A 26,017-nucleotide genomic window follows, 5' to 3' on the forward strand; every position below is an offset into this window, starting at 1 on the left:
AAAAGGGGGCTTTTGATACAAAGAGTATAAATAAATCGTTCTAATTTGACCCCTTAAGTTTTTTTAATGAAGTATACCCTGAAAATATCATTACTGCTCCTTGTCCTTACGATATCCGGTTTTGCAAACGCCCAGAATTCGGTGCTTGCAAAAGGTAAATGGATAAGGATAGGCGTAACAGAAACAGGTATTTATGGGATAGATGAGAATTTCCTTAAAAAGCTCCAGGTCAACACTTCAGGCATCAATCCTGCACACATCAGGGTATTCGGAAACAACGAGGGCAGCCTTCCCCAGGCCAACACGGCACCAAGGATACCGGACCTGACGGAGCTTGCTGTATTATGCACTGATCAGGACGGCAAATTCGACAAAAACGACAAGATATATTTCCTGGGGCGATCGCCTCACAAAGTATTTCCGGACGAAACCGGAAGTCATTTTTTACATGAAATCAACCCATACAGCGATACCACTTTTTACTTTGTGACTTACACAGAAGGTGCGTCTAAAAAAATAACGGCTGCCCCCGCTAAAGCTTCAGCATTTCCGGTCATCGACACATTCAATCACTTCGAATTTTATGAGATCGACCAGAAAAACCTGCTGAATTCAGGAAGGGTGTGGCTGGGCGAATTCATCAATAACCAAGCCTCGTTTCCTGTAAAAATTGAAGGGTTAGTCAAAACCAAGCCTCTTCTTATTCATTCGTCACTTGCCGGGGTAGGCCGGTCTGCCCAGCAAATGGACTTTAACATTGATGATAAAACAGTAGCTACGCATGAACTGATGCGAACGCTTTATATCAATAATGACATTTATGCCCGCTACAACCGGGTAGCCAACTGGAGCGACCTTGATTTTTATGCTTCCCCTTTAAATGAATCATTTAATGTTACTTATAAATTAAAAAACGCCACCTCCTCCAGTGCCGGGGCATATCTGAATTATTTTACAATCAACGGGCAGCGGCAACTAAAAGAATATCCGCGGCAAACGGTAGCCAGGATATTGAACCCTGGCACAACGCCATCCTACAATTTCAAAATGAGCGGCATTGGCCCTAATACCCTGATCTGGGAAGTGGATGATAAATTTAATCCGAAATCTGTTTCCAATCAGGCCATATCCGGAGTCCTTACTCATTCCGGAGACTTCGTCAGCAAGGTTAAGACATTTCTGATCACCGATCCTCAGTATGTTTATACTCCGGCTTTTTCTGCCCTCGTATCCAATCAGGACATCAGGAGCTCTGATACTCCGGACATGGTCATTGTCTTTCCGGAAAGCTTCAGGAATGAGGTCAAAATACTCGCTGAACACCGAAAAACAAAAGACAAGCTGGATGTGCTTATGCTCAGCACTGAGGAAATTTATAATGAATTCAGCTCAGGCAGTCCCGATCCGACCGCCATCCGGGATCTTTGCAGGTTCTTTTACCAAAAAGATAAAAGCAAGTTCAGATACCTGCTCATTTTCGGAGACGGGTCTTACGACTATAAAAATATTTCCTCGTTTTCGTTTGTCAACAAAAAACTGGAAGTTCCTGCCTATCAGAGCCGTGAGTCGATGGAGCCAGTTTACAGCTACTCCTCTGACGACTACTTCGGCTTCCTCGAAGACCATGAGGGCGAATGGAAGGAAGGATATAGCGAGAATAATTTCTGGTATAAATCAAGAGAAGACGACCATACTTTAGATATCGGCATAGGCAGGATACCCGCCAAATCGAGGGAAGAAGCCAGGGCTGTGGTAAACAAGCTGCTTTACTATGATTCCATATCCAGGAGCCCCGGAAACTGGAAAAACAGGATCAGTTTTGTGGCTGATGATAAAGATTACAACATCCATCAGAGAGATGCTGAAGGTCTTTCATCTATCGTCAGTACCAAAAGTCCGGCGTTCCTGATTCAGAAACTTTACCTGGATGCCTATCCGATGGTCAGCTCACCCAACGGATCAAGGTCACCCAAAGCCACGGAAGCATTGCAAAAAGCGGTAGAAGACGGCTCGTTCATCATTAACTATAACGGGCACGGATCAGAAGACGGCTGGGCAGAAGAAAAACTCCTGACCACTCCCCAGATCACCCATTGGAGAAACCTTAAGAATCTTCCTCTTTTCTTTACAGCCACCTGTCAGTTTGGGAAATTTGATAATCCCTCGTTGGTTTCCGGGGCAGAGCTGGCCCTGCTGAATCCGTCGGGAGGGGCCATCGGATTGCTGACCACTACCAGGCCTGTTTATTCCAGTACCAATTTTACCATCAATACGGCGTTTTACGATTTCTTATCTACATCCGAAGCCAAAAGGGTCGGAGATCTCTTCAGGTTGACAAAAAACAGTGCCATCGACGGAGAAATAAACAGAAATTTTACTTTTTTGGGTGACCCCTCGTTACTTATTCCAAATTTCACGTCTAAAGTAGAAGTGACAAAGATTAATGGAGCGACGCCCAAAGGTCAGTTGCTGAAAGCTCTTTCAAAAATGAATATAGAAGGTGAGGTAAAAACGCAGGGATTCAATGGTACGCTTAACCTGGTAGTTTATGATAAATTATCAAAAGTGAGCACATTGGGTTCTTCTTCAGAAAGCCCTAAAATGGAATACGAAACCCTGAGGAGCAAGCTTTTTGAAGGACGTTTTGAAGTCATCAACAGCCGGTTTTCGGTTTCCTTTGTGATACCAAAGGATATTGATTACAGAACAGGACAGGGAAAAATGTTTCTTTATGCCATCAGCAAGGACAGCTCGTCTGAGTATTTCGGCCATTTTGAAGATTTCCTGATCGGGGGTTCCGATGACCAGGCCGTTAAAGACAACACAGGTCCGAAAATAGAAATGAAGGTAAACAATAATATACTGTCGGCGGCCATATCCGATGAAAGCGGGATCAACATTTCTCAATCGGGTATCGGACATGAGATGCTGATCATACTGAATGATACGATGAAAGTAGTGGCGAATCCCCACTTTTATAATATCTCCGGATACACCCGGGGGCAGTTGAATTATAACTTCGGAAACCTGGCGGAAGGAAAGCACCATGTAAAGCTAATTGTCTGGGATACTCATAATAATAAATCAGAGGAAACGTTGGTATTCAATATCCAGAAACCAACACTAAAAATAGAAGATTTGAAAAATTATCCGAATCCGTTCAAAGACTTTACTACGTTCAGCTTTACGCATAACCGGCCTGATGACGACCTTGAAATCAATATGAAAATCACGGATGGACTGGGCAGGGTAATTTTTAATCAGCAATACAATTGTTATGTTTGTGAGCCTAAAAAGGAAATCGGCATAGATTTTAACGCTAATTTCATCACTAACGGACAATTATTTTATAAAATTGATGTTAAATCATTAAGGGAAAACATTTCCGGATTTGCCAGCGGTAAACTGTTGTTTTGGAAATAAGAATAAAAACCCATTAATTTGAGGATTCAAATTGGGGTAATTTTTACGTAATACACATTAAACGATATATTTTTTTATTTTTCATTTATGAAAATCAAAAGTTTCAGAATTTTTGGAATAATTCTACTTCTTCCATATTTGGGTTATTCACAAGCTCTTACAAAACAATACAGGGTTGTCTCATCAGCTGTTCCTTTTCTGACCATCTCTCCTAACTCGAAGGCTGCTTCGATGGGTGACGCGGGTGTGGCCTCAACTCCTGACGCGAGTTCACTTTTCTGGAACACCTCAAAGCTGGCATTCATAGAAAACAAAACCGGGGCCAGTTTATCGTATGCCCCATGGCTTCGCGACCTGGTACAGGACATGAGCCTTCTTAACGCTGTGGGATATCACAAAATATCTGATAAACAAACACTTACAGCCGGATTGACTTATTTTAACCAGGGAGAGATCGAATTTACCAATGCCCAGGGTAATACCAACGGTAAATTCACCTCAAGAGAATTTGTCTTCGCTGCGGGGATCGCCCAGAAGCTGAACCAGGATTTCTCTATGGGTTTAAATCTTAAGTATATCAGTTCAAACCTTGTAGGTACGAATGTTATCGGTGGTCAGGCAGGTAAGCCGGGCAGAACCGCGGCGTTTGACCTCGGCATATATTACAACAAGAACAGACCTACCGACAAAGACGTTAAAAAGGTAGATTATGCATTCGGGTTGGTTTTGCAGAACCTTGGAGGTAAAATCAATTATGGCTTCGGAGAATACTATATTCCTGCCAATCTTAAGCTAGGTACAAGCATTTCTATCAAACCGGATAACCACAATAATTTCAATTTCTTAATTGATTTTAATAAATTACTAGTGCCCACACCTGATTCTACCGGAAAAGTGCCGAATGTCGGTTCGTTCTCGGCCGTGTTCAGTTCTTTCTCAGATGCTCCTGACGGATTTAAAGAAGAGATCAGGGAGTTCATGGGATCTGTAGGTGTAGAATACAACTATGACAATTTCTTTGCCATCAGAGGCGGTTATTTCTTCGAACCTATTTCAAAAGGCGGCAGAAAATACGCTACGATGGGTGCAGGAATTAAACTCAAAGAAACTTACAGCATCGACCTGGCTTATCTGATCCCGACCAATGCCGGTAACCCGCTGGCCAATACCTGGAGATTGAGTTTCAACATCAACCTTCCGAATAAGTCTAAAGGAACGGTTAAAGAGACGGAAGCCGACATTACAGAATAAGATACATTTTTACTTCTTATAACATAAAAAGCCACCCGTCGGGTGGCTTTTTTAATGGGGTAAAAGGATTATGTTAACGATTACATGCTTTTCTGATAAACAATCCTCACGCGTATCACAGACATTATCCGGTAACCCCGCGTCTCTCAGGAAAGCTGCTGAAAGCTTATTTCAGCAGGTGAAGGTACTCGACAAGGTCTATCACCTCCTGGTCTTTCAGCCCGAAATCAGGCATCAGCGAGTCTTTCATAGGCTCAACTGATTTTACTTCACCTTTCTTAAGTATTTTAATATCTGATTGCCCGACATATTTGACCATGTATTCCGTAGCTGTCTTGCTCGTAATGATGCCCTGAACCTGCGATCCGTCAGTGAGGGTGATTATACTGCCCTCATAGCCGAAGCTTACTCCCTGACTGGGTTTCAGAATGGCGGTAACCAAGCCTTCCTTGGTCAGTTTCTTTCCGATCTGGCTCAGTCCCGGACCAAAATCAACTCCTTGTTTATTAACCATATGGCAGCCTTTGCAATAAGTCTCAAATATCGTTTTTCCCGATCCGGCATCGCCTGTTTTCTGAGCAAGTAAATGCTGGTCTCCTTTTACTTCCTCTACCTGCTTATTACCAAACATTTTCACGGTTTCTGTCCTGATGTTACTTCTGAAAGACATCGTCAGCATCTTCCTGACGTCTTCTTTAAACTCAGCAGGTATTTTATTTACTTTATAAAGATCCCACAGCGTAACTTCACCAACCCACCCACGCATAGCCAAAAGGGCCGCTTTCCTGTAACTCATCGGGTATTTCTCTGATGTAAAGATCAAAACCAGCTGACGGTTGATGTTCTCATTATCCACCATACCGATCCTTTCTATCAATTTCACCACTTCCTTTTTATTTCTTCCGGGATCAGTGACAGCTTCTTTCAAAGGTACTATTCCGTAAAGGCCAACAGTAACTACAGCAGCTTCAAGGGTCAGGTTATCATCCTGGCTTTCCATTAATAACTTTCTTAAACGGGCAGATTCACTTTTAATCTCATACCTGGAAATAATGTCCAGGAAATCGTACGGATCTTCAATAGACTTGATTACTTCAGGAAGGATTTTATTGAATTCAGCATTCCGGGTGATGGTGTTTTTATCAAAGTGCCGGAAAATGATGACCTTCTCCTGGGCATTATCCGTTTTTTTCAGTAAGCTGATCAAAACATCATTTTTCGATTTATTTTCCTGGAAATCAAAGGCACGGTAATACCTGGCTTTGCTCGCAAAACCCGATTTCCCGATGATCTCTGCCAAAAGTTGCGGTGTGTTCGTCGCCCTGCTCCTCCAGACGATATCTTTTGCCGCATCCGTTTCCAGCCATCTTTCACCTTTCAATTCCTGATAGGCTTTCAGGCAATTATCCCAGTCCTGATCAGCACCAATACCCAGGGCCTCGAGGTACCAGCGATCTCCGCTTACGTAGCTTTCCGCCAGGCTGGCCCATATCTCAGGCTGATTCTGATGACGGATGGCCAGGGCTACTTCTCTTTTGACCTCAAATGATTTATCCTTTGACATTTTCAGATAAAAGGCCTTGTCAAATTTTCTCGATTGCCTGGCTATTTTAACTGCCACCATCCTGATGTCTTCGTAGGCATCCTGACCTGCTTTCTGAATATAGTGCGTTTCGCGGTTCTTGATCTTGCTCAGCAGCCACAAGGCTCTCGCCCGGTAAGCAGGCTCACCTTTTTCATACAATTCCAGCAGCGAAGTCTCAGCTTTCACGCCAAATCCCTGCAAAGCCTGAAAAGCCAGGTACCTGACATCCAGGTTCGGATTTTTAAGAGCTTCAATGGCCCCTTTAATTGATTTATAGTCAAAAACCGGCTTGCTGAACTTTGATCCTTTCGGGGCAATCCGGTAGATACGCCCTTTCTTAAGGTCTCCGATACCGTGCCCTCCTACCCCGCCATCATACCAGTCGGCCACAAAAAGAGAGCCGTCAGGTGCCACGGTCACATCAGATGGCCTGAACCACTGGTCTTTACCCGAAGCGTCAGCGATAGGCAGTTTACTCACCTTAAAACCTGCTCCGTCCTGTATGGATGGATAAGCACTGACGAGGTTGGTGCCCGCATCACAAAGAATAAGCTCTCCCTTATATTTTGGTGGCAATAAGTCTCCTTCATAAACCAGCATCCCCGTCGGTGAGCCCGCATAGGTTTGTCTTAAATTCGGGATAACACCCGGATCGTTCAGATGCCAGTGCTGTAGAAAAACCGAATCTTCCATGTTGGTCCTCTTAACCCGCCAGTCGGCCCCCGTCATTTCATCTTTATAGCCGTAATTACCATAGTCCACTATAAAGTTGATGCGGTTTCCGCGATTGCCGTCATCATCATTATCTGACTGCCATATCCTTCCGAATGAGTCGAGTGCCAGTTCATAATTGTTTCTGAAGTTCCAGCCTAAAACCTCAGGATTTTTTCCGTCCGGATCAATCCTCAGTACCATTCCTTCACGCAGCGGTTTGCTATCATCGGAGATCGGCGTATTGTAAATATCATTCATAGGCTTGCCGTCTGCAGTGGTCAGCCCCTTGACGAAGTTTCCGAAGTTAAAATAAAGCTTGCCGTCTGGTCCGAAAACAAAGGCATGGAGACCATGGTCACTCTGAAGGCCGCCAACCGTTTTAAACAAGATCTCCTTTTTGTCGGGCACATCGTCACCGTTGGTGTCCGTAAAAACCAGTACATTCGGACTGCAGGACACAATCAATTTATTACCTGTCACACAAATACCCAAAGCCGAATTCACATCCTCTCCCTGGTAATAAACCTTGGATTTATCGGCTTTGCCATCATTATCTGTATCTTCAAGAATCAGGATTTTGTCCCCTTTTTTCTCATAGGGGATTTTGTTGAAATCATTGCGGTAATTATAGGCCTGACACATCCAGACCCTGCCCTTCTGATCGATATCCATGTTGGTCGGATTGGCAATCATGGGTTCAGAGGCAAAAAGGGTTATTTCAAGTTCGCTGTCTTTGATTGAAATGCCTTCAGTTGTGATAAAACTATTGTTTTCGGTAAATAAGCCGGTTTCATTTTGTGTGGCCGTTTTTTCCTCTTTGTTGCAGGAAATCAAGAGAACAAAACTAAAAATAAGCAGAATCGGGATTTTCATAAGAATTAGAAAACTTCTTTAATTGTGAATGTGAAAAGGTAAACAAAGTTAATTACATGTCTCGAATTAAAAAAATTACTTTACTTTTGACAGCATTTTACAAATCATGGATACATGAAAAAAAAGTCAGCCTTACTATTTGTAATTCTCTTTAATTTTCAGTCGTTAATGGCTCAGCAATCAACTTCTTTCGAAATTCAGGGACACAGAGGTTCCAGGGGCTTAAGACCTGAGAATACCCTGCCTGCTTTCCTGAAAGCCATTGACGAAGGTGTACATACGCTTGAAATGGACGTTGTGATTTCGAAAGACAAAAAAGTAGTGGTCTCACACGAACCTTATTTTAACCCGGTCATTTCTACCGATCCCTCCGGCAAAAAAGTGACAGGAGAAACTTCTGTCAACCTCTACCATCTCACTTATGCCGAAATTAAAAAATATGATGTAGGGAAAAAGGGCAACCCGGCATTTCCGGAACAGCAAAAAATGGAAGCTCATAAACCGCTGCTGCGTGAAGTCCTCAGGGAAACAGATAAATATGCCAGAAGCAAAAACATAAGCGGCCTGAAATACAACATTGAGATCAAAAGCGAAGTCAAAGAATACGGCATTTCACAACCTGACATAGAAGTATTTTCCGACCTGGTCTCAGAAGTTCTGGTGGATGAAGTCTCCCCTGCAAGGGTGACCATCCAGAGTTTCGACTTTAATGTTCTCAAGCACTGGCATGCCAGGATAGAAGCCGGAAAGTATCCTAAAGTAACTCTTTCTGTTCTGATCGAACCGGAAGAAAACAATGACATTACCTACAACCTGGATCGCCTCGGATTCAAACCTGAGATCTGGAGCCCTAACTTTATGCAAGTTACTCCGGAGCGGCTTGAACAACTCCACAAAATGCACATCCGTGTCATTCCCTGGACTGTTAACAAGCCTGATGACCTGAAAAAAATCAAAGCCATGGGCTGTGACGGTTTAATCACAGATTACCCGAATAGGGCAAAAGATTTGTGAAATTGGTAAAATCATATTTAGTTTACATCTGCATTCAAAACATTGATCATATTGGGACTGTTAAATGACATTCTTGCTTTCTTTATTAAACGCCGGTCAGAGCGTATAGAAGACTTTAAACTTTATCCTATAGAAACACAGCAATCGGTGTTTCTTGACCTGATCAGCAAGGGTAAAAATACGGAGTACGGAAAGAAATATTATTTTGATGACATCAACACCATCAGGGATTTTCAGGAGAGGGTCCCGGTTTCAACCTATGAAGACCTCTACCCGTACATAGAAAGAATGCTGAAAGGGGAGCCGAACGTATTGTGGTCTACAGAAATACAATGGTTCTCAAAGTCATCCGGAACAACCAACGCCCGCAGCAAATTCATCCCTGTTTCTGCCGAATCTCTTGAAGATTGTCATTACAGGGGGGGCAAAGATATGATGACACTCTACCTGATGGAGCACCCTAAGTCTAACCTGTTTGATGGCAAAGGCTTGTCTATCGGGGGAACCTTACATCCTAATCCGTTCAATGAAAATACTTTTGCCGGGGATATCTCTGCGGTGATCATGCATAACCTTCCCACCTGGGCTGAGTACCTCAGGACCCCTTCCATTGAAGTGGCCCTGATGGACAACTGGGAAGAAAAGATGGACAAGATGATAGAAATCTGCTCCAGGGAAAACGTAGCCAGTATCCTGGGTGTCCCTACCTGGACAGTGGTCCTGCTCGAAAACATCATGGAACGGACCGGAGCGAAAAATATGCTGGAAATCTGGCCTAATTTTGAGCTCTTTGTTCATGGAGCGGTATCGTTCGGGCCTTACCGCGACTTATTCAGAAATAAGCTGTTCCCTTCCGACGAGGTTAATTATCTTGAAACGTACAATGCCTCAGAAGGATTTTTCGGCATCCAGGATGACCTGTCACTTAAGGACGAAATGCTCCTGATGCTTGACTATGGCATTTTCTACGAATTTATCCCTATGGAAGAATGGGACAAGGAATACCCGAAAGCCCTGACCCTGGAAGAAGTTGAAACAGATAAGAACTATGCCCTGGTGATTTCCACCAATTCAGGCCTATGGCGATATAAGATCGGAGATACCATCAAGTTTACTTCAAAGTCTCCTTTCAGAATAAAGGTATCAGGAAGAACCAAGCATTTCATCAATGCTTTCGGTGAGGAAGTCATTATTGAAAATGCCGAAAAAGCCATTACTGCAGCGGCCAAAGCATCAGAAGTGGACATCAAAGATTATACTGCAGGACCGATTTACATGAGCGAGGGAGAAAAAGGCGGCCACGAATGGGTAATAGAATGCAATACCATTCCGAAAAGCAAGGAGCTCTTCATCGACACCCTGGACAAAACCCTGCGTGAAGTCAATTCTGATTATGACGCCAAACGCCACAAAGACATGGCACTCAGACTGCCTAAAGTGCATTTTGTACAGCCCGGCACGTTTTACAACTGGATGAATAAAAGAGGTAAGCTGGGTGGACAGAATAAAGTGCCACGCCTGAGCAATTCAAGAGAATATCTCGAAGAAATCATTAAGCTGATCTGATTTTTAAAACTCTTCTACTTTACCGACGTCTCCCAACAGGTAACCCCAGGCTTTGAGCTCATCTACAGAATCGAAGATGACTTTCAGTATGGCGGTGATCGGCAATGCGAGCACCAGCCCGGAAATCCCCCAAAGGTTTCCGAAAAGGATGATGGAGATAATGGCTGCAAGCGAATTCATGCTCACTTTTGACCCTACGATATAAGGCGTGATGAAATTCCCCTCAAGAAACTGCACTACTGCAAAGGAAATGGCTACTCCCAAAGCATAAAGAGAGGAGTCTTTGGTAATCAAAGCCACCAAAACCGGCAACAACGCCCCGATGGCAATCCCGATGTAAGGAATCAGGACCAGGATGGCTGCAAAAAAACCAAAAAAGACCGCATTGGGGATATCGAGAAACAATAAAGCGATCGTATTCAGCGAGCCGATGATGATGATAACGAGAATCAACCCGGTCATGTAGCTCAAAACCACTTCTTTGATGCGTTTGATGACGGCATTGATCTTGTGTACACTCGTCTTCTTGAAGAGTTTATAAAGGAATATTTTCAGGAAATCGCGGTACAATAAAAACAGGAAAACATACAGGGGAATCAACGAGAGGTTGACCAGAAAACCGGAGGTCGTACTCAAGGTAGATGAAATAAAGGACGAGCTGTTTTTGAGTATTTCGGTCAGGTATTTTTGGCCTTCTGCAAACAGTGTTGCTTTCCGGATATGGAAATTGCGGTTAACCATGTGTTGAAAATCTTTCATCCAGACTTCTGCTTTCTGGGTAAAGAGCGGCACCAGGGTGTTCAGATCGGCAATCTGGATGTAAGCCAGGTAAAACACAAAGAAGATACAGGAAAGGGCGATGATCAGGGCAAAAACAATGGCCAGGGCTCTGGGTACTTTCCTGTTTTCAAAAAATACACAGATGGGTAAAAGAATAAAGGCCAGCAGACCTGAAAAACAGAGGGGCACCAACACGTCTTTTAACAGAAAAAGAACAAATACCAACACGACCAATACAATCAGTGATGCGGCAAATTTGATGGAAAAAGGTGGGGTATGTGATCTCATGTTGTTTTATCTGAAACTCAATAATACGTAAACATTTTGACAAAACTACAAATTAAATCAAAATCGGTAAAATGCCGGCAAACTCCTCAGAACGAACACTTGTACAATGCCGGGAAATCGTTGCCAGGTCAAATCAGATTCCTGTGCGGAAAAAGATTCTCAGAATTTAGCGTTCACCTGATAATACAAATTAAATAAAATGTTGTACTTTTCGATTAAAAACCTGTATTCAACTAATTGAAACGCTTCATGAAAACTTTAACGTCCTTAAAACCAATATTGTTTACCTTTTTAATCTTTTGTACTTCGCTGGCACAAGCCCAGTTGAAGAAGGTAAAAACGGCTTACGGATCGGTTACGGGAATCATCAAAGACCATGTTTCGATATTTAAAGGAGTGCCTTTTGCGGCACCGCCGGTGGGCGAATTACGCTGGAAAGCCCCCCAGCCGCCAAAAAAATGGAACGGATTATTAAATTGTGATACTTTCTCTGCCAGCCCTGTTCAGAACAATCCTGTGCCGTTCATGATGTGGACGCAGGAGTTCATTGCCCCGGCCAAGCCCCTCAGCGAAGACTGCCTTTATCTGAATATCTGGACACCCGCGGCCTCAAACAAAGCCAAACTGCCTGTGATCGTGTGGATTTACGGAGGCGGGTTTGTTTCGGGTTCTGCCGCCTGCCCTATTTATGACGGAGAAGAACTGTCAAAAAAGGGAGTTATTTTTATCAGTATCAATTACCGGGTAGGTATTTTCGGATTCCTTGCCCATCCTGAACTGAGCAAAGAGTCTGGTCACGGTTCCGGGAATTATGCTTTGCTGGACCAGATAGAAGCCTTGAAATGGATCAGGCAGAATATCGGAGAATTTGGTGGTGATCCTGAAAATGTCACCATTGCCGGGCAATCAGCCGGTTCCATGAGTGTCAATGCGTTAATTGCTTCTCCTTTAGCCAAAGGATTGTTTCAAAAAGCCATTGCCCAAAGCGGCGGTATATTGGGCGGGCGTATTTCAAGGCAATTGTCAGAAGCTGAAAAGACAGGGGAGGCAGTTTCAAAGCAACTATCGGCTAATTCAATAGCAGAACTGCGGTCAAAATCTGCAGAAGAAATCCAGAAAGCAGCTTCTGCCCCCGGTTTAAGATTTGGTCCGGTGCTGGATGATTACGTATTGCCCCTTGACCCCGTAAAATATTTTCAGCAAAAGAAACAAAACAATGTAGCCATTATGACGGGCTGGGTAACCGGCGACGGGGCACTGGCCGGCATTCAGCCTTCTACCCCGGAGAAATTCAGACAGGAAGCCGTGGCCAAATACGGAGACCAGTCGAATACTTTCCTGACGCTGTTCAAAGCGGATAATGATGAAGAACTGAAAGCTACCCAGTCAAAACTGGGATTGATCTCTTTCGGGGTTTTGCCTTCAAGGCTGCTTTCCGATTATAATGAAAAGCCGGTGTATATTTACCAGTTTAACCATGTACCACCGGATAAACCGAACTTTCCGAATTACGGGGCATTTCATACTGCAGAGGTGCCTTATGCGTTAAAAACACTTAAGATGTGGGACAGGGCCTGGAAAACTGAGGACCTTAACCTTGAGAATGCGATGTCTGATTACTGGGTCAATTTTGCCAGAACAGGCAATCCTAACGGGAAAGGACTTCCCGAATGGCAGCCCTATAACAAAACAACCGGAGTTATTATGGAATTTACAGATTCTCCGAAAGCAGTACCCGGTTTGCTGAAAAAAGAACTCGATTTTCTGGTGGGACAAGTAAAATAAGATGAGTTAAAATGATCCAATGTTAGCCATTATCCAATAAATTAGCATCACTATTAAACCTTAAAACATTTATGGAAATTTCTCACATGATTTCAGATGGAATTCTGACACTTGCCGGCCTTTACGTTTTTTTTAAATATCTTCTGAAGTTAAACCTTACGCATACTGTCCTGTGGGAATCATTCGTACTCTCTGTTACCTGTGCGGCACTTTTCGGATGTATCAGGTTTGCGGGTTACAAACAGGCAGAGAATGCTTCTGTTTTCTTTCAGCACATGGCTATTACAGTGGGGGCAGTGGGTATCGTGGCAGCTTCATGGGCACTGGTTACGAACTGCACCCTCAGCAAAACCATCTGTTATGTTTTGCTGACTGCAGGTTTCCTGGTTTTTGCGATATCCGACGGATTTAACATCCCGGTGATCCTGAAGTTTACCCCGTTAATTTCTATGCCTCTGGTAGCCCTTGCGGGCATCTACGGGCTTTTCAAAGGAAAGACAAAAGCAGGAGCCTGGCTTCTGGGAGGGGTTGCCTGTATGGCCCTGGCTTCTTTCAGCGGCAGCCTGATCAAGTCACCTTCTGTCAACATAGACATTTATCATTACCTCCTGGATTTAGGACTGGTTTGCTTCGGGTTGTCAACCGAACATCATCTGAAATCGAGATACTGAGCATAAAAAAAGAGGCAGGTTAAAAACCCGCCTCTTTAAGATATAAAAAAAATCACTTACGTTTACCTTTTCCTCCTTTTTTGCCGCCATGTCCATCTTTCAGACTCAACTCGGCAATGAATTTTCCATCAGCATCAAAACCCAGCAAAACCTTGGTTTCGTCTGCTTTCTTCACTAACACTCCATATTTCCCGTCCTCACTTTTCATTGCTTTTTCTACGGCAGACCCGGCATAGGTTGCAGAAATATAGCTGGTAATCGCCGCAGGCAAATCTGCCACTGCCACTTCAGTTCCTTTCAGGCCTTTACCCTTGTGTTCTTTAACAAAAGCACCCGCTGCGGTAAAAACCAGGCCGGCTTTGGTACCATCTGCTTTCAGAATCTGCAGAACAAATGATCCGTCGGTGGTTGTGCCAGCTTTTTCAATAGTAGCACCAGGATAATTGGTGGTGACGTAACTGGTGATGGTGGCCGAAAGAGCACTTACATCAACAGCCGTCAGGTTACATTTCCCGCGGGTATGGGTTCCTGTCGAATCATTTGTGGTAGCAAGGAATAAAAAATCAAACAGCTCAGAATCGTCCCCAGGAGACACTTCATCGTTGTTACATGCTACAAAAGCCACTGACAGTCCGAGTACCATCAGCCACACTAAATTAATTTTTCTCATGTTTGAAAAAGGTTTTAAGTTTAAATAAACTGCAAGGGTTTCTTACAAGTACAAGTGCTGCATAGGCATGCAAAGGTATTTTTTCGGTTTTCTGTCAATAAGGTCAAAGTCAGAAAGTTAATGAGGCCCCAAAACTTTCCTTACTCGGTTTAATTATCAATACGAAAAGGTGTTTATGCGTCGTTGCCTGTTATAAAAAAATATTCATGAATTGTAAGGAAAGTGTCGTTTCAGCGGGCATATCTTTTTACATTTGGGCATGAAAATTTTTAAGATAGCCTTTTGGATCTGAATGAATTAGCCCGGAAATGATATTTAATTCAGAATGTGGGAAACCACAGGCAACGTTTAAGACACCCCTTATCGTATGTCTTGATGGAAAGATAGTTTAAAATTTTATCGGTTTATTTTAACAAATTTCTCGTGTTTTTTAAAAAAAGTAAAACTTTTGACCTTCGAAATGTATTGGAGGGCTGTAAGGCAGGGCGTGCGTCTGCTCAAAAACAGCTCTTTGAGCAATACTATGGACTGGCCAGAAGCATCAGCATGCGATATGCAGGCAACCGGGACGAGGTAGATGAAATGCTCAACGACGGCTTTTTGAAAGTCTTCGCTAAAATTGACCAGTATAATCCTGATCAGTCTTTTGACGCATGGTTCAGAACGCTCGTGGTCAGGACCTGCATTGATTATTACAGAAAGAACAACTCAAAGTTCTCATTCATTGATATTCAGGATGCTCCGTATCTTGAACATAATGACGGGCTGATTGAGAAACTGACTGCGGAAGAAATCCTGGAACTGGTTCAGAAGCTGCCTGCTTCCTACCGTACTGTGTTTTCTTTGTACGTTGTCGAAGGTTTTTCTCATGCTGAGATCGCCGAAATGTTGGGAATCAACGAAGGGACTTCAAGATCTAATCTTTCGAAGGCCCGTTTAAAATTACAAGAATGGATAAAAATTTATTTAGAAGAATCCGTAAATCAAAATAATCATGTCTGAGGAAAATTTTGATAACAACATCCGAAAGAAACTGCAGTCCGTCAAACCGGACTTCAGCGAAGACGCCTGGCGTAAATTCCGATCTTCAATGCCGCTGCCGTGGTATATACCGTTCATTAAAGACTTCGGCGGATGGATCTATGGCGGGCTGGCAAGTATTGCCCTGCTTGGAACGATATATACCAATTACCTGACTAACAAAGAAAACGAACTGTTGCATGATAAGATAATTACTCTACAAAATAACCCTGTTTCAAAAACCGATACTGTTCTTGTTGAAAACTCAAGAGTGGATACCGTGTATGTTGTCAAATATATTGTCCAAAAGCAGAACATAGCTCAGTCTGAGGCTGATGAAAGCAGCAATCCGTCAGGCAAAAACAATCGTACGAACCTCAGGACCCGTAAAGGTGAACTGCCGGTAAACAATGATGAGCAGGTAGCCGCAGTGGCTCCTGAAAAAGACGCCGCCAAATCTGACGGCGTGGTAAGCACTTCCGGAAACGAAGAAAAAGCCGCGAAGAAAGAGCCTGAGGAATTCAGGGAAAAAGAGAATAAAGACGAGGTTAAAGTGCCTGAACTGAAAATCCCGGTCAAAGAGGAATTGCCGGAAGAGAAGAAGAAATTCAGGTTCCCTTCCATTCATGCCAGGGTGGGTATCGGTTCTGATTATCTCGGCTTTAACTTGCCGGCCATCGGCCCGGATATCGAGATTTTCCTGAACGACAGGATCAGTTTCAACACCGGGTTGCTGATTTCAGGACAGCAAACCAAAACCCATACTTTTGCCAAAGACTTTAATGTCATTACCGGTAAAACGTTTGAGGATGAATACAAAGGTTATATCCATGCCAAGCCTGCACGGATTGAAAATATCTCGATCAAAACCTCGTTTATCAAACTTCCGCTGTATTTTAACTATTATATACCGGCGTCTAAAAGCATTGCGTTTGCGGTTTCTGCAGGGACCAAACTCGATTTGTCGGTTTACCAGGACGTAAGTTATACCAGTGGAGTGTTGGGTGATCAGCTGATCAACAGGTTTGAGGCATCACCGAAGCCGGCCACTTTCAACAGTTTGTTCTATGGACTCGGACTCCAATATAAGCATAAACGGCTTGTGGCTCAGTTCTCGCCTTATTTTGACTTTCCTTTCAGGAATTTGTCCTATGGAAATGCCCCGAGAAAATTCGGTATAAATGCTTCATTGAAAATAGATCTCGGTAAAAAATAAAGCATTGAGAGACAGAGATAAACCCGGGAAAAATACAATTCCCGGGTTTATTATTTATTAGCCTCCTCTTTCTTTGCTTTAAGCCGTCTTTTCCTTAATTTTGTCCCTCATTTTTGAATATACCGGGACGCCAAGTCGTTAATTTTGAAAACAAAATATCATGAAGAAAACCTTAGTTCTTATTTTTATTTCCCTGACCACACTTTCTTACGGACAATTGAAGCCAAGGCTTTTCGAATACGGACCAAAATTAGGTTTGAATGTAACGACAATTTCTATCCCTAATAACCCGACCACCATTGATCCCAAACTGGCCATCAACTACCAGGGCGGAATATTCACCCGTTTTAACTACGGGAGATTCAGTCTTCAGCCGGAAGTTATCTATCAGCAAAAGGGAGCCACTTTTAAATCTCCAAGCGAAAAACATACTTACAGATATCTTTCTACCCCGGTGTTACTGGGCTATACTCCGCTAAAAGGTATTTATCTCGAAGCAGGTCCTGAATACAGCTGGGCCCTGAATGCAGGTTACAAAAAAGACGGTACGAGTATCTACGGACCGGACAGGGACAGGGATGTAGCCATGGTAGTTGGTGCACGCATCAACATGCTGGATATGTTTTCTCTTTTCAGTCTGAACCTGCGGTACGCCCATGGTCTTCAGAATACAACGAAAAGACTGAGTAACACCACCCCGCTTGATTTCAGAACCCGTACTTTCCAGCTGTCTGTAACCTATACTTTTTCGGAATATTACAGATGGTATAAAAAAGACAAGGAAAGAACAAAGAAGAAATAATCAATCCCGGTAAACGGAGAATTTATAAAAGGCGCCAAAGCCTGAAGTATTATACAAGATCACATTTTCAATGAATTTTATAGAAGAATTACGCTGGAGAGGAATGCTCCAGGACATGATGCCCGGTACCGAAGAACAACTTTCCAAGGAAATTACGGGGGCATACATCGGCTTTGATCCTACTGCCAAGTCACTTCACATCGGAAACCTGGCCACCTTAATGCTGCTTAAGCAGTTCCAGTTGTCAGGACATAAACCTTATGCACTGGTCGGAGGAGCTACAGGTATGGTGGGTGACCCATCGGGAAAATCTGCAGAAAGACAGTTTTTATCAGAAGATGTTTTGAAAGAAAACCAGAATGCCATCAAAAAGCAGCTGGAGCGTTTTCTGGACTTTGACTGTGGTGCCAATTCGGCTGAAATGGTCAATAATTATGACTGGTTTAAAGAAATCAGCTTCCTTCAGTTTCTGAGAGAGGCCGGGAAATTCCTGACCGTCAACTACATGATGAGCAAGGATTCCGTTAAAAACCGTCTTCAGACCGGTATTTCTTTTGCGGAATTCTCTTACCAGCTAATCCAGGGATACGATTTCTACTGGTTATACAAAAATAAAGGTGTCAGACTTCAGATGGGAGGCTCTGACCAGTGGGGCAATATCACCACCGGAACAGAACTGATCAGACGCAAAGAAAACGACAACGACGAAAACGCGTCGTACTCTGCGTTTGCTCTTACGACTCCGCTCGTGACCAAGGCTGATGGAACCAAGTTCGGGAAGTCTGAGTCAGGTAACGTCTGGCTGGATCCGGAGATGACTTCTCCGTACCAGTTCTACCAGTTCTGGATCAACCAGACCGATGTGGACTGCCCGAGACTGATCAGGGTGTTTACCTTGTACTCAAAAGCTGAGATTGAGGCTATTGAGGCCGAACACAACCAGGCCCCTCACCTCAGAACAGCCCAGAAAGCCCTTGCCAAAGATGTTACCATCAGGGTGCATGGTCTCGAGCAATACGAACTGGCCGTAAAAGCCTCGGAAGTACTTTACGGAAAAGCGACTCTGGAAACCCTGCAAAGCCTGGACGAGAAGACATTCACCAGTGTTTTTGAAGGTGTGCCTCAGACAGAGATCACAAGAGAGGCTTATGACAACTGTCCGAGCTTGCTCGACCTGATTTCAGTGACTTCTGAAAATGAAATTTATCCTTCTAAAAGCGAAGCCAGAAGGGCCCTTCAGTCAAATGCCGTCAGCCTTAACAAGGAGAAGGTAAGTGATGAAAAACTCCCGGTTTCTGAAATCACCTTACTGCAGGGCAAGTACCTGCTGGTCGGTAAGGGTAAAAAAAATCATATTATTAAGGTGAATTAAGAATATTTATCTGAAACAAAAGCCGCGGGTCAACACCTGCGGCTTTTTTGCTTTAAAGGCAAGTGAACTTCAAACCAAAAACGCTTTTTTGCAATTCTTCTTTTATTTCATAATTTGCTGATAAATAGACCTAAACCCCATGCCATGAAATACTTTTCAGGGTTGATTCTTTTTCTGATCAGCTGTTCATCTTTCGCACAAAACGTATTTTCATACAGGGATACTTCCGGCCTGGTCTCTGTTGAAGCATACACTTCTTACTTGACTGATTCGAGCGGGAAACTGACTTTTGAACAGATAAGGGCCGGTTCAGACACTGGTTTCGTCCGCAACACCCGGAACTTTCTTAATTTCGGAAACACAGAATATCCGGTATGGGTACGGATTGACCTGAAAAACAATTCAGACAAAGACCTTTATCTCATCCAGGAACTTCACGATGTCAGAATGCTGGATGTTTATGTGATCAATGAACTTGGGGTACGGTCATGGGCTGCAGGCTCCATGCGTCCGTTTGGTGCCAGTTTCCTTAAACGCAATATCACCGTCTTTGATCTCGGGAAATTCCCGGAAAAGGTCTTCCTGAAAATACAAAATCCCAATGTGTACATTCCGCTTAAAATAGGGAATCTCCGGGCAGTTGACAGTTATCTCCATCGTTATGACTTACTTTATGGCAGCCTTTACGGTCTCATGATTGCTCTCATCGTTTACAACCTGTTTGTTTATGTAGTGGTGAGAGATAAACTTTTTCTGTATTATTTCTTCTATATCCTGTCTTCCGCCTACGTCATTTTCAGGGCTGACAACCATCATCATGAGTTCATATTCGGTCAAATTCCTTATTATGGTTTCGACATTAACCTTTCGTCCACCATTACGATCTTTTTTACCCTGGTATTTGCCAACGCTTATCTTAAGATAAAAGAGCTGGCCCCTGTTTTTTACCGTATCCTGGTGGTCATGATGTCCGTCGGGATTTTATTGCTGCCCAGTGAATGGCTTCCTTACAGGCCATGGATCAATGACATTTACCAGTTACTTTATATCCTCCTGGTCCTGGTTCTCCTTTCTGCAAGTATTTACATTCATTTCCTGGGATATAAACCTGCCAGGTTCTTTATTTTAGCTTTCGGGGTTTACATTTTCGGGGTGGTGAGCATCCTCCTGGGTTTTATGGGTGTATTACCCATGGACAAACTGCGTTCCGCTTACATTTACCAGATATGCTCGGCTCTTGAAGCATTGCTTTTTGCCCTGGCAGTAGCATACAGGTTCAATACCTACCGCAAGGAAGCTAAAGACGCCCGTGAACTTGCCCTCAGACGTTCGCAGGAACATGAAGAGCTGCTATATAAAAACAACCAGCTGCTCTCAGAAAAACTGAAAATAGAAGAAACATTCAGGAATTATCATCCGGAAAAAGACCTGGGCAGGGTAATGGAACAGGTGCAGCACAGCAACCTGATGATCCGAAAAATCTCGATACCGACAGTTGAGGGGATAATCATGTTTCCCGAGCAGGATATCAACCGTCTGGAAGCTATGGGAAGTTATTGCACCATACACCTGAGTGACCATAAGAAAATCATGACTTCAAAGCCAATGGTGCATTTCGAACAAATGATTGATAATACTCAGTTTATGAGGATCCACAAGTCTCATATCGTTAACCTCAATAATATCGTAAGGTACATCAGGGGTGAAGGAGGATGGGTAGAGATGAAGGACAAAAGTGAGATACCGGTTTCCAGGAGGTTGAAAAGTGAACTGCTGCAGAGGTTAACGCGGGAGCAGCATGCCGTTTAGAAAGTAGTTCCCGCAGTTCAGAAAACGGAGTTGCTTTAAGTACACAGGAGGTTATACTTTTGGTGAAAGTCTATTTTTTCACCTTAAACCTCATAAACATGACTAAATCAGCCAAATCTGTCCTGTTTTTCAGCTACTACCTTTTTATTGTCGGACTCGAACTGCTTTTTATCCCCGACTTCTTCACCAAAACAGCCCGGTTACCACAGGCCAATGAACCTTATATCAGGGTGGTTGGGGCCCTGGCCTTCATTATAGGTCTGTATTATCATCAATCTGCCAAAAACAATCTCATTCCGTTTTTAAAGGCCTCTATTCTCGGACGCTCTTTTTATTTCCTTTCGGCTGCAGGTCTCGTGGTTTTCAAAATTGCCCCGTCGGTATTTATCGCCTTTGGTCTTATTGATCTGCTAGGGGCCATATGGACCTGGACCTGTCTGAAAAGCGAAGGGCACATGTAAAGTCTTGTATAATAACTTCCATTTATTTTAATACATCATCCATTATGAAAAAAATTATCTTTTCTCTTATTCTTCTTACCGCGATAAAAACAACATTTGCCCAAAGCAAGGCAGAGCAAATGTTTCAGGCGACAGTCAGTGAATTCCAGGCGAATCCGGCCAAAGCGATTCGCGAAAGGGCATCCGATGATTATGTTCTCATCTCATCAAGCGGTTACATGATAGACAAGGCTAAAACTGAAGCTATCTTTAAAAATGTGAATTCTGTGTCCGTCAGTTTTACAAATCTGAAAGTGAGGCAAACCGGCCTGATAATAATCGTCACCGGAAAAGAACATGCCGTGAGACACCACTCCGACGGCACTCCCGACCTCGCCATTGACTATCTGTCGACATATGTTTACGAAATCAAAGGGGACCATCTGATATACCTGAGCGGCCATCACACTAAACCTGCCCCCTGAAAGAAGAGCATCCCGGAGCGATGGAATTAAAACCCATCACCGGTTTCAAGTCTTATCCTTTCCCCAGATAAAACTCCACCAACTCTTCAATAGGGCTTTTGACTATTTTGCCTACGGAGACTTGTCTCTGAGCTGCGGCTTCGCGGATAAAATCTGCGTAGTAATGGGCAATAGAGCCCGCAAAACCTACTTCATGTTTCTGATAATCCGGGTATTTGACAATGTATTTATCCAGGAACAACAGGAATGAATTCATGATCAGTGAATGCATGAATGCGTCTGTCCTGTGTTCAGAAACAAAAGTTGAAAAAGAAGCAAAATACCGGTTGGGAAAAGGCTGCCGGTAGGCATGATCAATAATAGTAATGCGGTCTATTACCCCATATTTTTCTTCAAAAATTGTTCTCAGACTTTCAGGCAGTTCTTTATGCAGATAAGCCAGGATCAGGCTCTTGCCGAGGTGCCCCCCGCTGCCTTCATCTCCCAGCCAGAAACCGAGTGGTGGTACCTGGAAAGCAATTTTTTCACCATCAAAAAAACAGGAGTTGGAACCGGTACCTAAAATACAGGCAATGCCCTGCCCTTCTCCGAATACTGCCCTGGCTGCCGCCACCACATCGCTGTAGGTCTCTACTTTTTTACAACCCGTGAAAACATCGGTAAGGGCATCCGCCATAATTTTACCTTTTATTTCGTCGGTAATCCCTGTGCCGTAATAATAGATTTCCTTCACACCTTCCACCTCGCTGATAAAGGGCTTCAAAGTCTCAAGCAACACCCCTGTTATTTCTTCACGGGTTTGAAAATAGGGGTTAAACCCCGGAGTTTGAACCTTTTGTACAGATTTGTTCTTATCTATAAGTCTCCAATCAGTTTTTGTGGAGCCACTTTCGGCAATTAATATCATATTTTTTTTATCTAAATCAAGATTTGAGCCGTACCTTTGTTAATTATTTTTTGGAATTTTGAATACTGAAAATGTCTGAATATCAGCTTTATACCTTGTCTAACGGCATACGAATTGCCCACAGGCAAGTGACCAATACAAAAATCGTTCATTGTGGTATCATGTTGGATATCGGTAGCCGTGATGAACTGCCCCATCAAACAGGACTGGCCCACTTTTGGGAACACATGGCTTTCAAAGGTACAAAAAAACGTAAATCATACCATATTATCAACAGGCTGGAAGCGGTAGGCGGTGAATTAAACGCCTATACCACCAAAGAAAAGGTCTGTTTTTATGCCTCCCTACTCGATATCCATTTTGAGAAATCGGTGGAATTACTTTGTGATATCACTTTCAACAGCATTTTTCCTGAAAAACAGATTGAGAAAGAAAGAGGGGTGATCCTGGAAGAAATGTCTATGTACCTTGATTCTCCGGAAGACTCGATCCAGGATGATTTCGATGCCCTGCTTTTTCCGGAACACCAGTTAGGTGCCAATATCCTCGGTACCCAGGAGAGTGTGAAGTCTTTTTCAAAAAAGCACCTGCAGGATTTCATCGCAGAAAACCTGGATACTGAGAAAATCATCTTTTCGGTAGTCGGAAATATTGATGCCAAAAAAGCTTTCAAGGTCATCGAAAAATACCTGAGAGATATTCCTAAAGTGAAAAACACTAAAACCAGGCTGGCCCCGAGCCTGTATGTCCCTCAGCAGCAATTCATCAAAAAACAGATCAACCAGGCTCATTCTGCCATCGGGAGACCTTCTTATTCATTAAAAGATAAAAACAGACTGCCGTTTTTCACCCTTATCAACCTTTTGGGCGGACCGGGGATGAATTCAAGATTTAACCTCAGCCTGAGAGAAAAATACGGTCTTGTTTACAGCATAGAAGCCAATTTCACCACCTATCTTGACAGCGGTTTCCTGGGCATTTATTTCGGAACCGACCCTCAGAACCTTGAAAAAGCCCATAAACTGATTGATAAGGAAATGAAACTCCTGAGAGAAAAGAAACTGGGCGGACTGCAGCTTAAATCCCTGAAAGACCAGCTGATGGGACAGCTCGCTATGGCCGAAGAAGGCAACCAGGGTTATATGCTGATGATGGCGAAGAGTATTCTTGACCTGGAAAAAATAGAAAGCCTTCAGGATATTTTTGACGATATCAATGCCATTAAATCAGAAAAACTACTGGAACTGGCCAATGAGATGTTTGCCGAGTCACAGATGAGCCGTCTGACATTTTTACCTGAATAATCAGAATCCGAGGATCTGCTCCACCCTTTGCTTTAATTCAGTCACTGGCCGGGCAATTTCTTCAAACTCAGTACCAAACCTGCGGGTAAGTCCGATATCCGTCACATGGATGATCCGGGACTCCTCCCCCAGCAGCCCGGTTACGACAATTTCTGCTGCTTCAAGGCAGGTTTCTTCATCTATTTCAGATAGGTTTTCTGCTTCCAGCGTTATACTGACGGTTTGTCCCGGATCCGGCAATAGCATAAACCGCCATCCGGAAGCATCTATTTCACGATACGCCAGTTTTTCGTCATAAATACCGAAAGTAAGGTCCCAGTTTTCTGCGGGGCGGCAGTACTTAAACTCCCAATGTGTCAGTTCAGGCGAATAACTGATCAGTTTTCTTGAGAGTTTAAGCAATTCCCTGCTCCTGTTCGGAGAGATGGTAAATGAATATTGTTTATAAAACCCCGGTTCAATATCCCACGTAAAAGTCCCGATTTCCAGCACTTTGTTGTCAAATATCCTGACAAGATGTTCTTTGTTGGCTTCCGTTCCATGTTCAAGAGCCTTGCGGATCAGTTCGTCGTTTTTGACGAACCACCTCCAGAACTTTTGAATCTTGTCATCAATATCAGGGTTTTCCATTTTTTAATTTAATTTCCAGATGGCTGCGTTCAACACCGAAGCAAAGCTAACCCATAAAATATAGGGAATCAATAAATAAGCCGCCACTTTTCTCACTTTATAAAAAGTAAAGATGGTATACACAATGGCCAGCCACAGCAGGACGATATTCACAAAAGCCCAGTCGGGGCGATGGAAATAGAAGAACATAAAGCTCCAGGCAAAATTCAGGATCAGCTGAACGCCGTAAATTTGTGTGGCGTTTGACCGGATACCATCAGAAGATGATTTCCAGACAATAAACATAGCTATGCCCATAAGAAGATATAAACCCGTCCAGACAGGGCCAAAGATGCTGTTGGGAGGATTAAAAGAAGGTTTGTTGATCGTTGAATACCAACCTGAAATATTATCAGTAGTAACCACACCCGCAATGCCACCGAGGGCAAGCGGAATAGCGATAGACACAATAAGCGGAAGAATGTTTGAAGGTTTCATGCTGTTATTATTATTTTATGGTGGGAAATGGTAAAAAACTGTTCCTGAATTTTAACTCCGGAGGCAGCCCATATGTTTCCGGTTCCTGATGTAAACCCCCTTTTTCAGGTCCTGCTTTTAGTATCCGGAACTCAAAAAAACTCACTTACCCACCTGCAACATAAATTTATCCTGCAAAATCTGACTTTTGTTACATTCATATTTTATGCTAAGATATAAAATAAAAAAAGAGCAGAAAAATTTCCTGCCCCTTCTGAGTTGTGCTTCATTACTTTTCTTACAAAAGATTCTTTATAGTATCGGTGATACCGGTCAACTGATTTTTCAATAACGGCTCTGTAGCTTTGGCTGCAATCCCGCCCTTCTCCATCTTACCGACCGTCCCGAGGGCAGTGCTTACAAGTGTACCGAGTTTTTGTCCGGAGCCACTCCCCAGAACAGACATTCCGGCCTGAATCAACCCTAGGTTACTTTTCAGTCCGGCGGCCTGACCAATCAGACTGGAGCCGCTTCCCAGCAAACTGCTTATTTTACCCGCTCCCAGCAACACTTTTATGGTACTCACAATCTTTCCCAATGCGTTCTTCTGAACAAGCCCCTTTGAGGCCAGCGGAATGAGCTGCTTAAGTAACCCGGCCTGGCTCAGCAGTTTTTTACCAAAAGAATTCTTTGTTTCGCCGGCCTGAGCCTCTACCCCCGAGGCTGCTGAAGTTAAAACTTTCGCCAGGTTGTCTTTATCGCCTTTGGCCTGAAGGCTTGTGGCACTGTCCAGTAACCTAATAAGATCTGCCGTTTGAGCAAAAGAAAACTGGCTAAGAAAAAGTCCGAAGACTAAAAATCCCGATCTGACAAATTTGTGTATTCCCATTTATTAAAATATTTTTTTTATTTGACGTGAAACTTGATAACTTGTCACATATTATTTCATATTTATT

General features: G+C 43.4%; 21 protein-coding genes. 14 read left to right on the forward strand and 7 right to left on the reverse strand.

Going from position 1 to position 26,017, the window contains the following annotated elements:
• Positions 1–66: 66 nt before the first annotated feature.
• On the forward strand, positions 67–3,423 hold the full coding sequence (gene porU / locus GVN16_RS14145; protein ID WP_166564553.1) for a type IX secretion system sortase PorU: 3,357 nt from the start codon (positions 67–69) through the stop codon (positions 3,421–3,423).
• 138 nt (positions 3,424–3,561) lie between these two features.
• A complete protein-coding gene (gene porV / locus GVN16_RS14150) occupies positions 3,562–4,674 on the forward strand; it encodes a type IX secretion system outer membrane channel protein PorV (RefSeq protein WP_166564554.1) in 1,113 nt (370 codons plus the stop codon).
• 166 nt (positions 4,675–4,840) lie between these two features.
• Here the strand turns inward: porV and GVN16_RS14155 are convergent, their stop codons facing one another.
• Positions 4,841–7,846, reverse strand: a complete 3,006-nt coding sequence (locus tag GVN16_RS14155; RefSeq protein WP_166564555.1) for a PVC-type heme-binding CxxCH protein — start codon at positions 7,844–7,846, stop codon at positions 4,841–4,843.
• A 114-nt stretch (positions 7,847–7,960) separates the two neighbouring features.
• Here GVN16_RS14155 and GVN16_RS14160 point away from each other — a divergent pair, with 114 nt between their 5' ends.
• Together GVN16_RS14160 and GVN16_RS14165 are read left to right on the forward strand one after the other, a co-directional pair.
• Entirely contained in the window at positions 7,961–8,860 is a 900-nt protein-coding gene (locus GVN16_RS14160; RefSeq protein WP_229244182.1) for a glycerophosphodiester phosphodiesterase family protein, read from the forward strand.
• Positions 8,861–8,911: 51 nt separating this feature from the next.
• Complete coding sequence (locus GVN16_RS14165) at positions 8,912–10,426, forward strand: GH3 auxin-responsive promoter family protein (protein WP_166564556.1); 1,515 nt, start codon at positions 8,912–8,914, stop codon at positions 10,424–10,426.
• A 3-nt stretch (positions 10,427–10,429) separates the two neighbouring features.
• Here GVN16_RS14165 and GVN16_RS14170 read toward each other — a convergent pair whose 3' ends face one another.
• Positions 10,430–11,494, reverse strand: a complete 1,065-nt coding sequence (locus GVN16_RS14170; RefSeq protein WP_166564557.1) for an AI-2E family transporter — start codon at positions 11,492–11,494, stop codon at positions 10,430–10,432.
• 249 nt (positions 11,495–11,743) lie between these two features.
• Between GVN16_RS14170 and GVN16_RS14175 the strand changes: the two genes are divergently transcribed.
• Positions 11,744–13,279, forward strand: a complete 1,536-nt coding sequence (locus GVN16_RS14175; protein WP_166564558.1) for a carboxylesterase/lipase family protein — start codon at positions 11,744–11,746, stop codon at positions 13,277–13,279.
• 71 nt (positions 13,280–13,350) lie between these two features.
• On the forward strand, positions 13,351–13,950 hold the full coding sequence (locus GVN16_RS14180; protein ID WP_166564559.1) for a hypothetical protein: 600 nt from the start codon (positions 13,351–13,353) through the stop codon (positions 13,948–13,950).
• A 52-nt stretch (positions 13,951–14,002) separates the two neighbouring features.
• Here the strand turns inward: GVN16_RS14180 and GVN16_RS14185 are convergent, their stop codons facing one another.
• Positions 14,003–14,620: a PepSY-like domain-containing protein gene (locus GVN16_RS14185; RefSeq protein ID WP_166564560.1), complete on the reverse strand. Its 618-nt coding sequence runs from the start codon at positions 14,618–14,620 to the stop codon at positions 14,003–14,005.
• A gap of 423 nt (positions 14,621–15,043) precedes the next feature.
• Between GVN16_RS14185 and GVN16_RS14190 the strand changes: the two genes are divergently transcribed.
• The 7 genes from GVN16_RS14190 (at position 15,044) to GVN16_RS14220 (ending at position 21,764) form a co-directional block, all read left to right on the forward strand.
• Entirely contained in the window at positions 15,044–15,622 is a 579-nt protein-coding gene (locus GVN16_RS14190; protein ID WP_310587432.1) for an RNA polymerase sigma factor, read from the forward strand.
• A complete protein-coding gene (locus tag GVN16_RS14195) occupies positions 15,615–16,856 on the forward strand; it encodes an outer membrane beta-barrel protein (protein ID WP_166564561.1) in 1,242 nt (413 codons plus the stop codon). Before GVN16_RS14190 ends, GVN16_RS14195 begins: the two co-directional genes overlap by 8 nt.
• 160 nt (positions 16,857–17,016) lie before the next feature.
• Positions 17,017–17,658: a porin family protein gene (locus tag GVN16_RS14200; protein ID WP_166564562.1), complete on the forward strand. Its 642-nt coding sequence runs from the start codon at positions 17,017–17,019 to the stop codon at positions 17,656–17,658.
• Positions 17,659–17,728: 70 nt separating this feature from the next.
• Positions 17,729–19,030 carry a tyrosine--tRNA ligase gene (tyrS, locus tag GVN16_RS14205; RefSeq protein ID WP_166564563.1) on the forward strand — a complete coding sequence of 434 codons (1,302 nt, stop codon included), beginning with the start codon at positions 17,729–17,731 and terminating at the stop codon, positions 19,028–19,030.
• A 144-nt stretch (positions 19,031–19,174) separates the two neighbouring features.
• Complete coding sequence (locus GVN16_RS14210) at positions 19,175–20,839, forward strand: 7TM diverse intracellular signaling domain-containing protein (RefSeq protein ID WP_166564564.1); 1,665 nt, start codon at positions 19,175–19,177, stop codon at positions 20,837–20,839.
• A gap of 98 nt (positions 20,840–20,937) precedes the next feature.
• Positions 20,938–21,300, forward strand: a complete 363-nt coding sequence (locus GVN16_RS14215; protein ID WP_166564565.1) for a hypothetical protein — start codon at positions 20,938–20,940, stop codon at positions 21,298–21,300.
• 44 nt (positions 21,301–21,344) lie between these two features.
• Complete coding sequence (locus GVN16_RS14220; RefSeq protein ID WP_166564566.1) at positions 21,345–21,764, forward strand: nuclear transport factor 2 family protein; 420 nt, start codon at positions 21,345–21,347, stop codon at positions 21,762–21,764.
• A 52-nt stretch (positions 21,765–21,816) separates the two neighbouring features.
• On the opposite strand, the gene GVN16_RS14225 is transcribed toward GVN16_RS14220, so the two are convergent.
• Positions 21,817–22,671: an N-acetylglucosamine kinase gene (locus GVN16_RS14225; RefSeq protein WP_166564567.1), complete on the reverse strand. Its 855-nt coding sequence runs from the start codon at positions 22,669–22,671 to the stop codon at positions 21,817–21,819.
• A gap of 71 nt (positions 22,672–22,742) precedes the next feature.
• On the opposite strand from GVN16_RS14225, the gene GVN16_RS14230 reads away from it, so the two are divergent.
• The gene (locus GVN16_RS14230; protein ID WP_166564568.1) at positions 22,743–23,975 is read left to right on the forward strand and encodes a pitrilysin family protein; all 1,233 of its coding nucleotides are present in this window, start codon (positions 22,743–22,745) and stop codon (positions 23,973–23,975) included.
• Here the strand turns inward: GVN16_RS14230 and GVN16_RS14235 are convergent, their stop codons facing one another.
• The 3 genes from GVN16_RS14235 to GVN16_RS14245 all read right to left on the reverse strand — a co-directional run bounded on the left by GVN16_RS14235 (position 23,976) and on the right by GVN16_RS14245 (position 25,950).
• Entirely contained in the window at positions 23,976–24,605 is a 630-nt protein-coding gene (locus GVN16_RS14235; RefSeq protein WP_166564569.1) for a hypothetical protein, read from the reverse strand.
• A 3-nt stretch (positions 24,606–24,608) separates the two neighbouring features.
• Positions 24,609–25,082 carry a TspO/MBR family protein gene (locus tag GVN16_RS14240; protein WP_166564570.1) on the reverse strand — a complete coding sequence of 158 codons (474 nt, stop codon included), beginning with the start codon at positions 25,080–25,082 and terminating at the stop codon, positions 24,609–24,611.
• A 277-nt stretch (positions 25,083–25,359) separates the two neighbouring features.
• Entirely contained in the window at positions 25,360–25,950 is a 591-nt protein-coding gene (locus GVN16_RS14245; protein ID WP_166564571.1) for a hypothetical protein, read from the reverse strand.
• Between the last annotated feature and the right edge of the window lie 67 nt (positions 25,951–26,017).

Source organism: Emticicia sp. CRIBPO, from assembly GCF_009905725.1.
GTDB lineage: Bacteria > Bacteroidota > Bacteroidia > Cytophagales > Spirosomataceae > Leadbetterella.

Coding starts and splice junctions, on each gene's coding strand:
- porU (WP_166564553.1), top strand. CDS start 67: ATGAAGTATACCCTGAAAATATCATTACTGCTCCTTGTCCTTACGATA.
- GVN16_RS14155 (WP_166564555.1), bottom strand. CDS start 7,846: ATGAAAATCCCGATTCTGCTTATTTTTAGTTTTGTTCTCTTGATTTCC.
- GVN16_RS14160 (WP_229244182.1), top strand. CDS start 7,961: ATGAAAAAAAAGTCAGCCTTACTATTTGTAATTCTCTTTAATTTTCAG.
- GVN16_RS14170 (WP_166564557.1), bottom strand. CDS start 11,494: ATGAGATCACATACCCCACCTTTTTCCATCAAATTTGCCGCATCACTG.
- GVN16_RS14175 (WP_166564558.1), top strand. CDS start 11,744: ATGAAAACTTTAACGTCCTTAAAACCAATATTGTTTACCTTTTTAATC.
- GVN16_RS14180 (WP_166564559.1), top strand. CDS start 13,351: ATGGAAATTTCTCACATGATTTCAGATGGAATTCTGACACTTGCCGGC.
- GVN16_RS14185 (WP_166564560.1), bottom strand. CDS start 14,620: ATGAGAAAAATTAATTTAGTGTGGCTGATGGTACTCGGACTGTCAGTG.
- GVN16_RS14195 (WP_166564561.1), top strand. CDS start 15,615: ATGTCTGAGGAAAATTTTGATAACAACATCCGAAAGAAACTGCAGTCC.
- GVN16_RS14200 (WP_166564562.1), top strand. CDS start 17,017: ATGAAGAAAACCTTAGTTCTTATTTTTATTTCCCTGACCACACTTTCT.
- tyrS (WP_166564563.1), top strand. CDS start 17,729: ATGAATTTTATAGAAGAATTACGCTGGAGAGGAATGCTCCAGGACATG.
- GVN16_RS14210 (WP_166564564.1), top strand. CDS start 19,175: ATGAAATACTTTTCAGGGTTGATTCTTTTTCTGATCAGCTGTTCATCT.
- GVN16_RS14215 (WP_166564565.1), top strand. CDS start 20,938: ATGACTAAATCAGCCAAATCTGTCCTGTTTTTCAGCTACTACCTTTTT.
- GVN16_RS14220 (WP_166564566.1), top strand. CDS start 21,345: ATGAAAAAAATTATCTTTTCTCTTATTCTTCTTACCGCGATAAAAACA.
- GVN16_RS14225 (WP_166564567.1), bottom strand. CDS start 22,671: ATGATATTAATTGCCGAAAGTGGCTCCACAAAAACTGATTGGAGACTT.
- GVN16_RS14230 (WP_166564568.1), top strand. CDS start 22,743: ATGTCTGAATATCAGCTTTATACCTTGTCTAACGGCATACGAATTGCC.
- GVN16_RS14235 (WP_166564569.1), bottom strand. CDS start 24,605: ATGGAAAACCCTGATATTGATGACAAGATTCAAAAGTTCTGGAGGTGG.
- GVN16_RS14240 (WP_166564570.1), bottom strand. CDS start 25,082: ATGAAACCTTCAAACATTCTTCCGCTTATTGTGTCTATCGCTATTCCG.
- GVN16_RS14245 (WP_166564571.1), bottom strand. CDS start 25,950: ATGGGAATACACAAATTTGTCAGATCGGGATTTTTAGTCTTCGGACTT.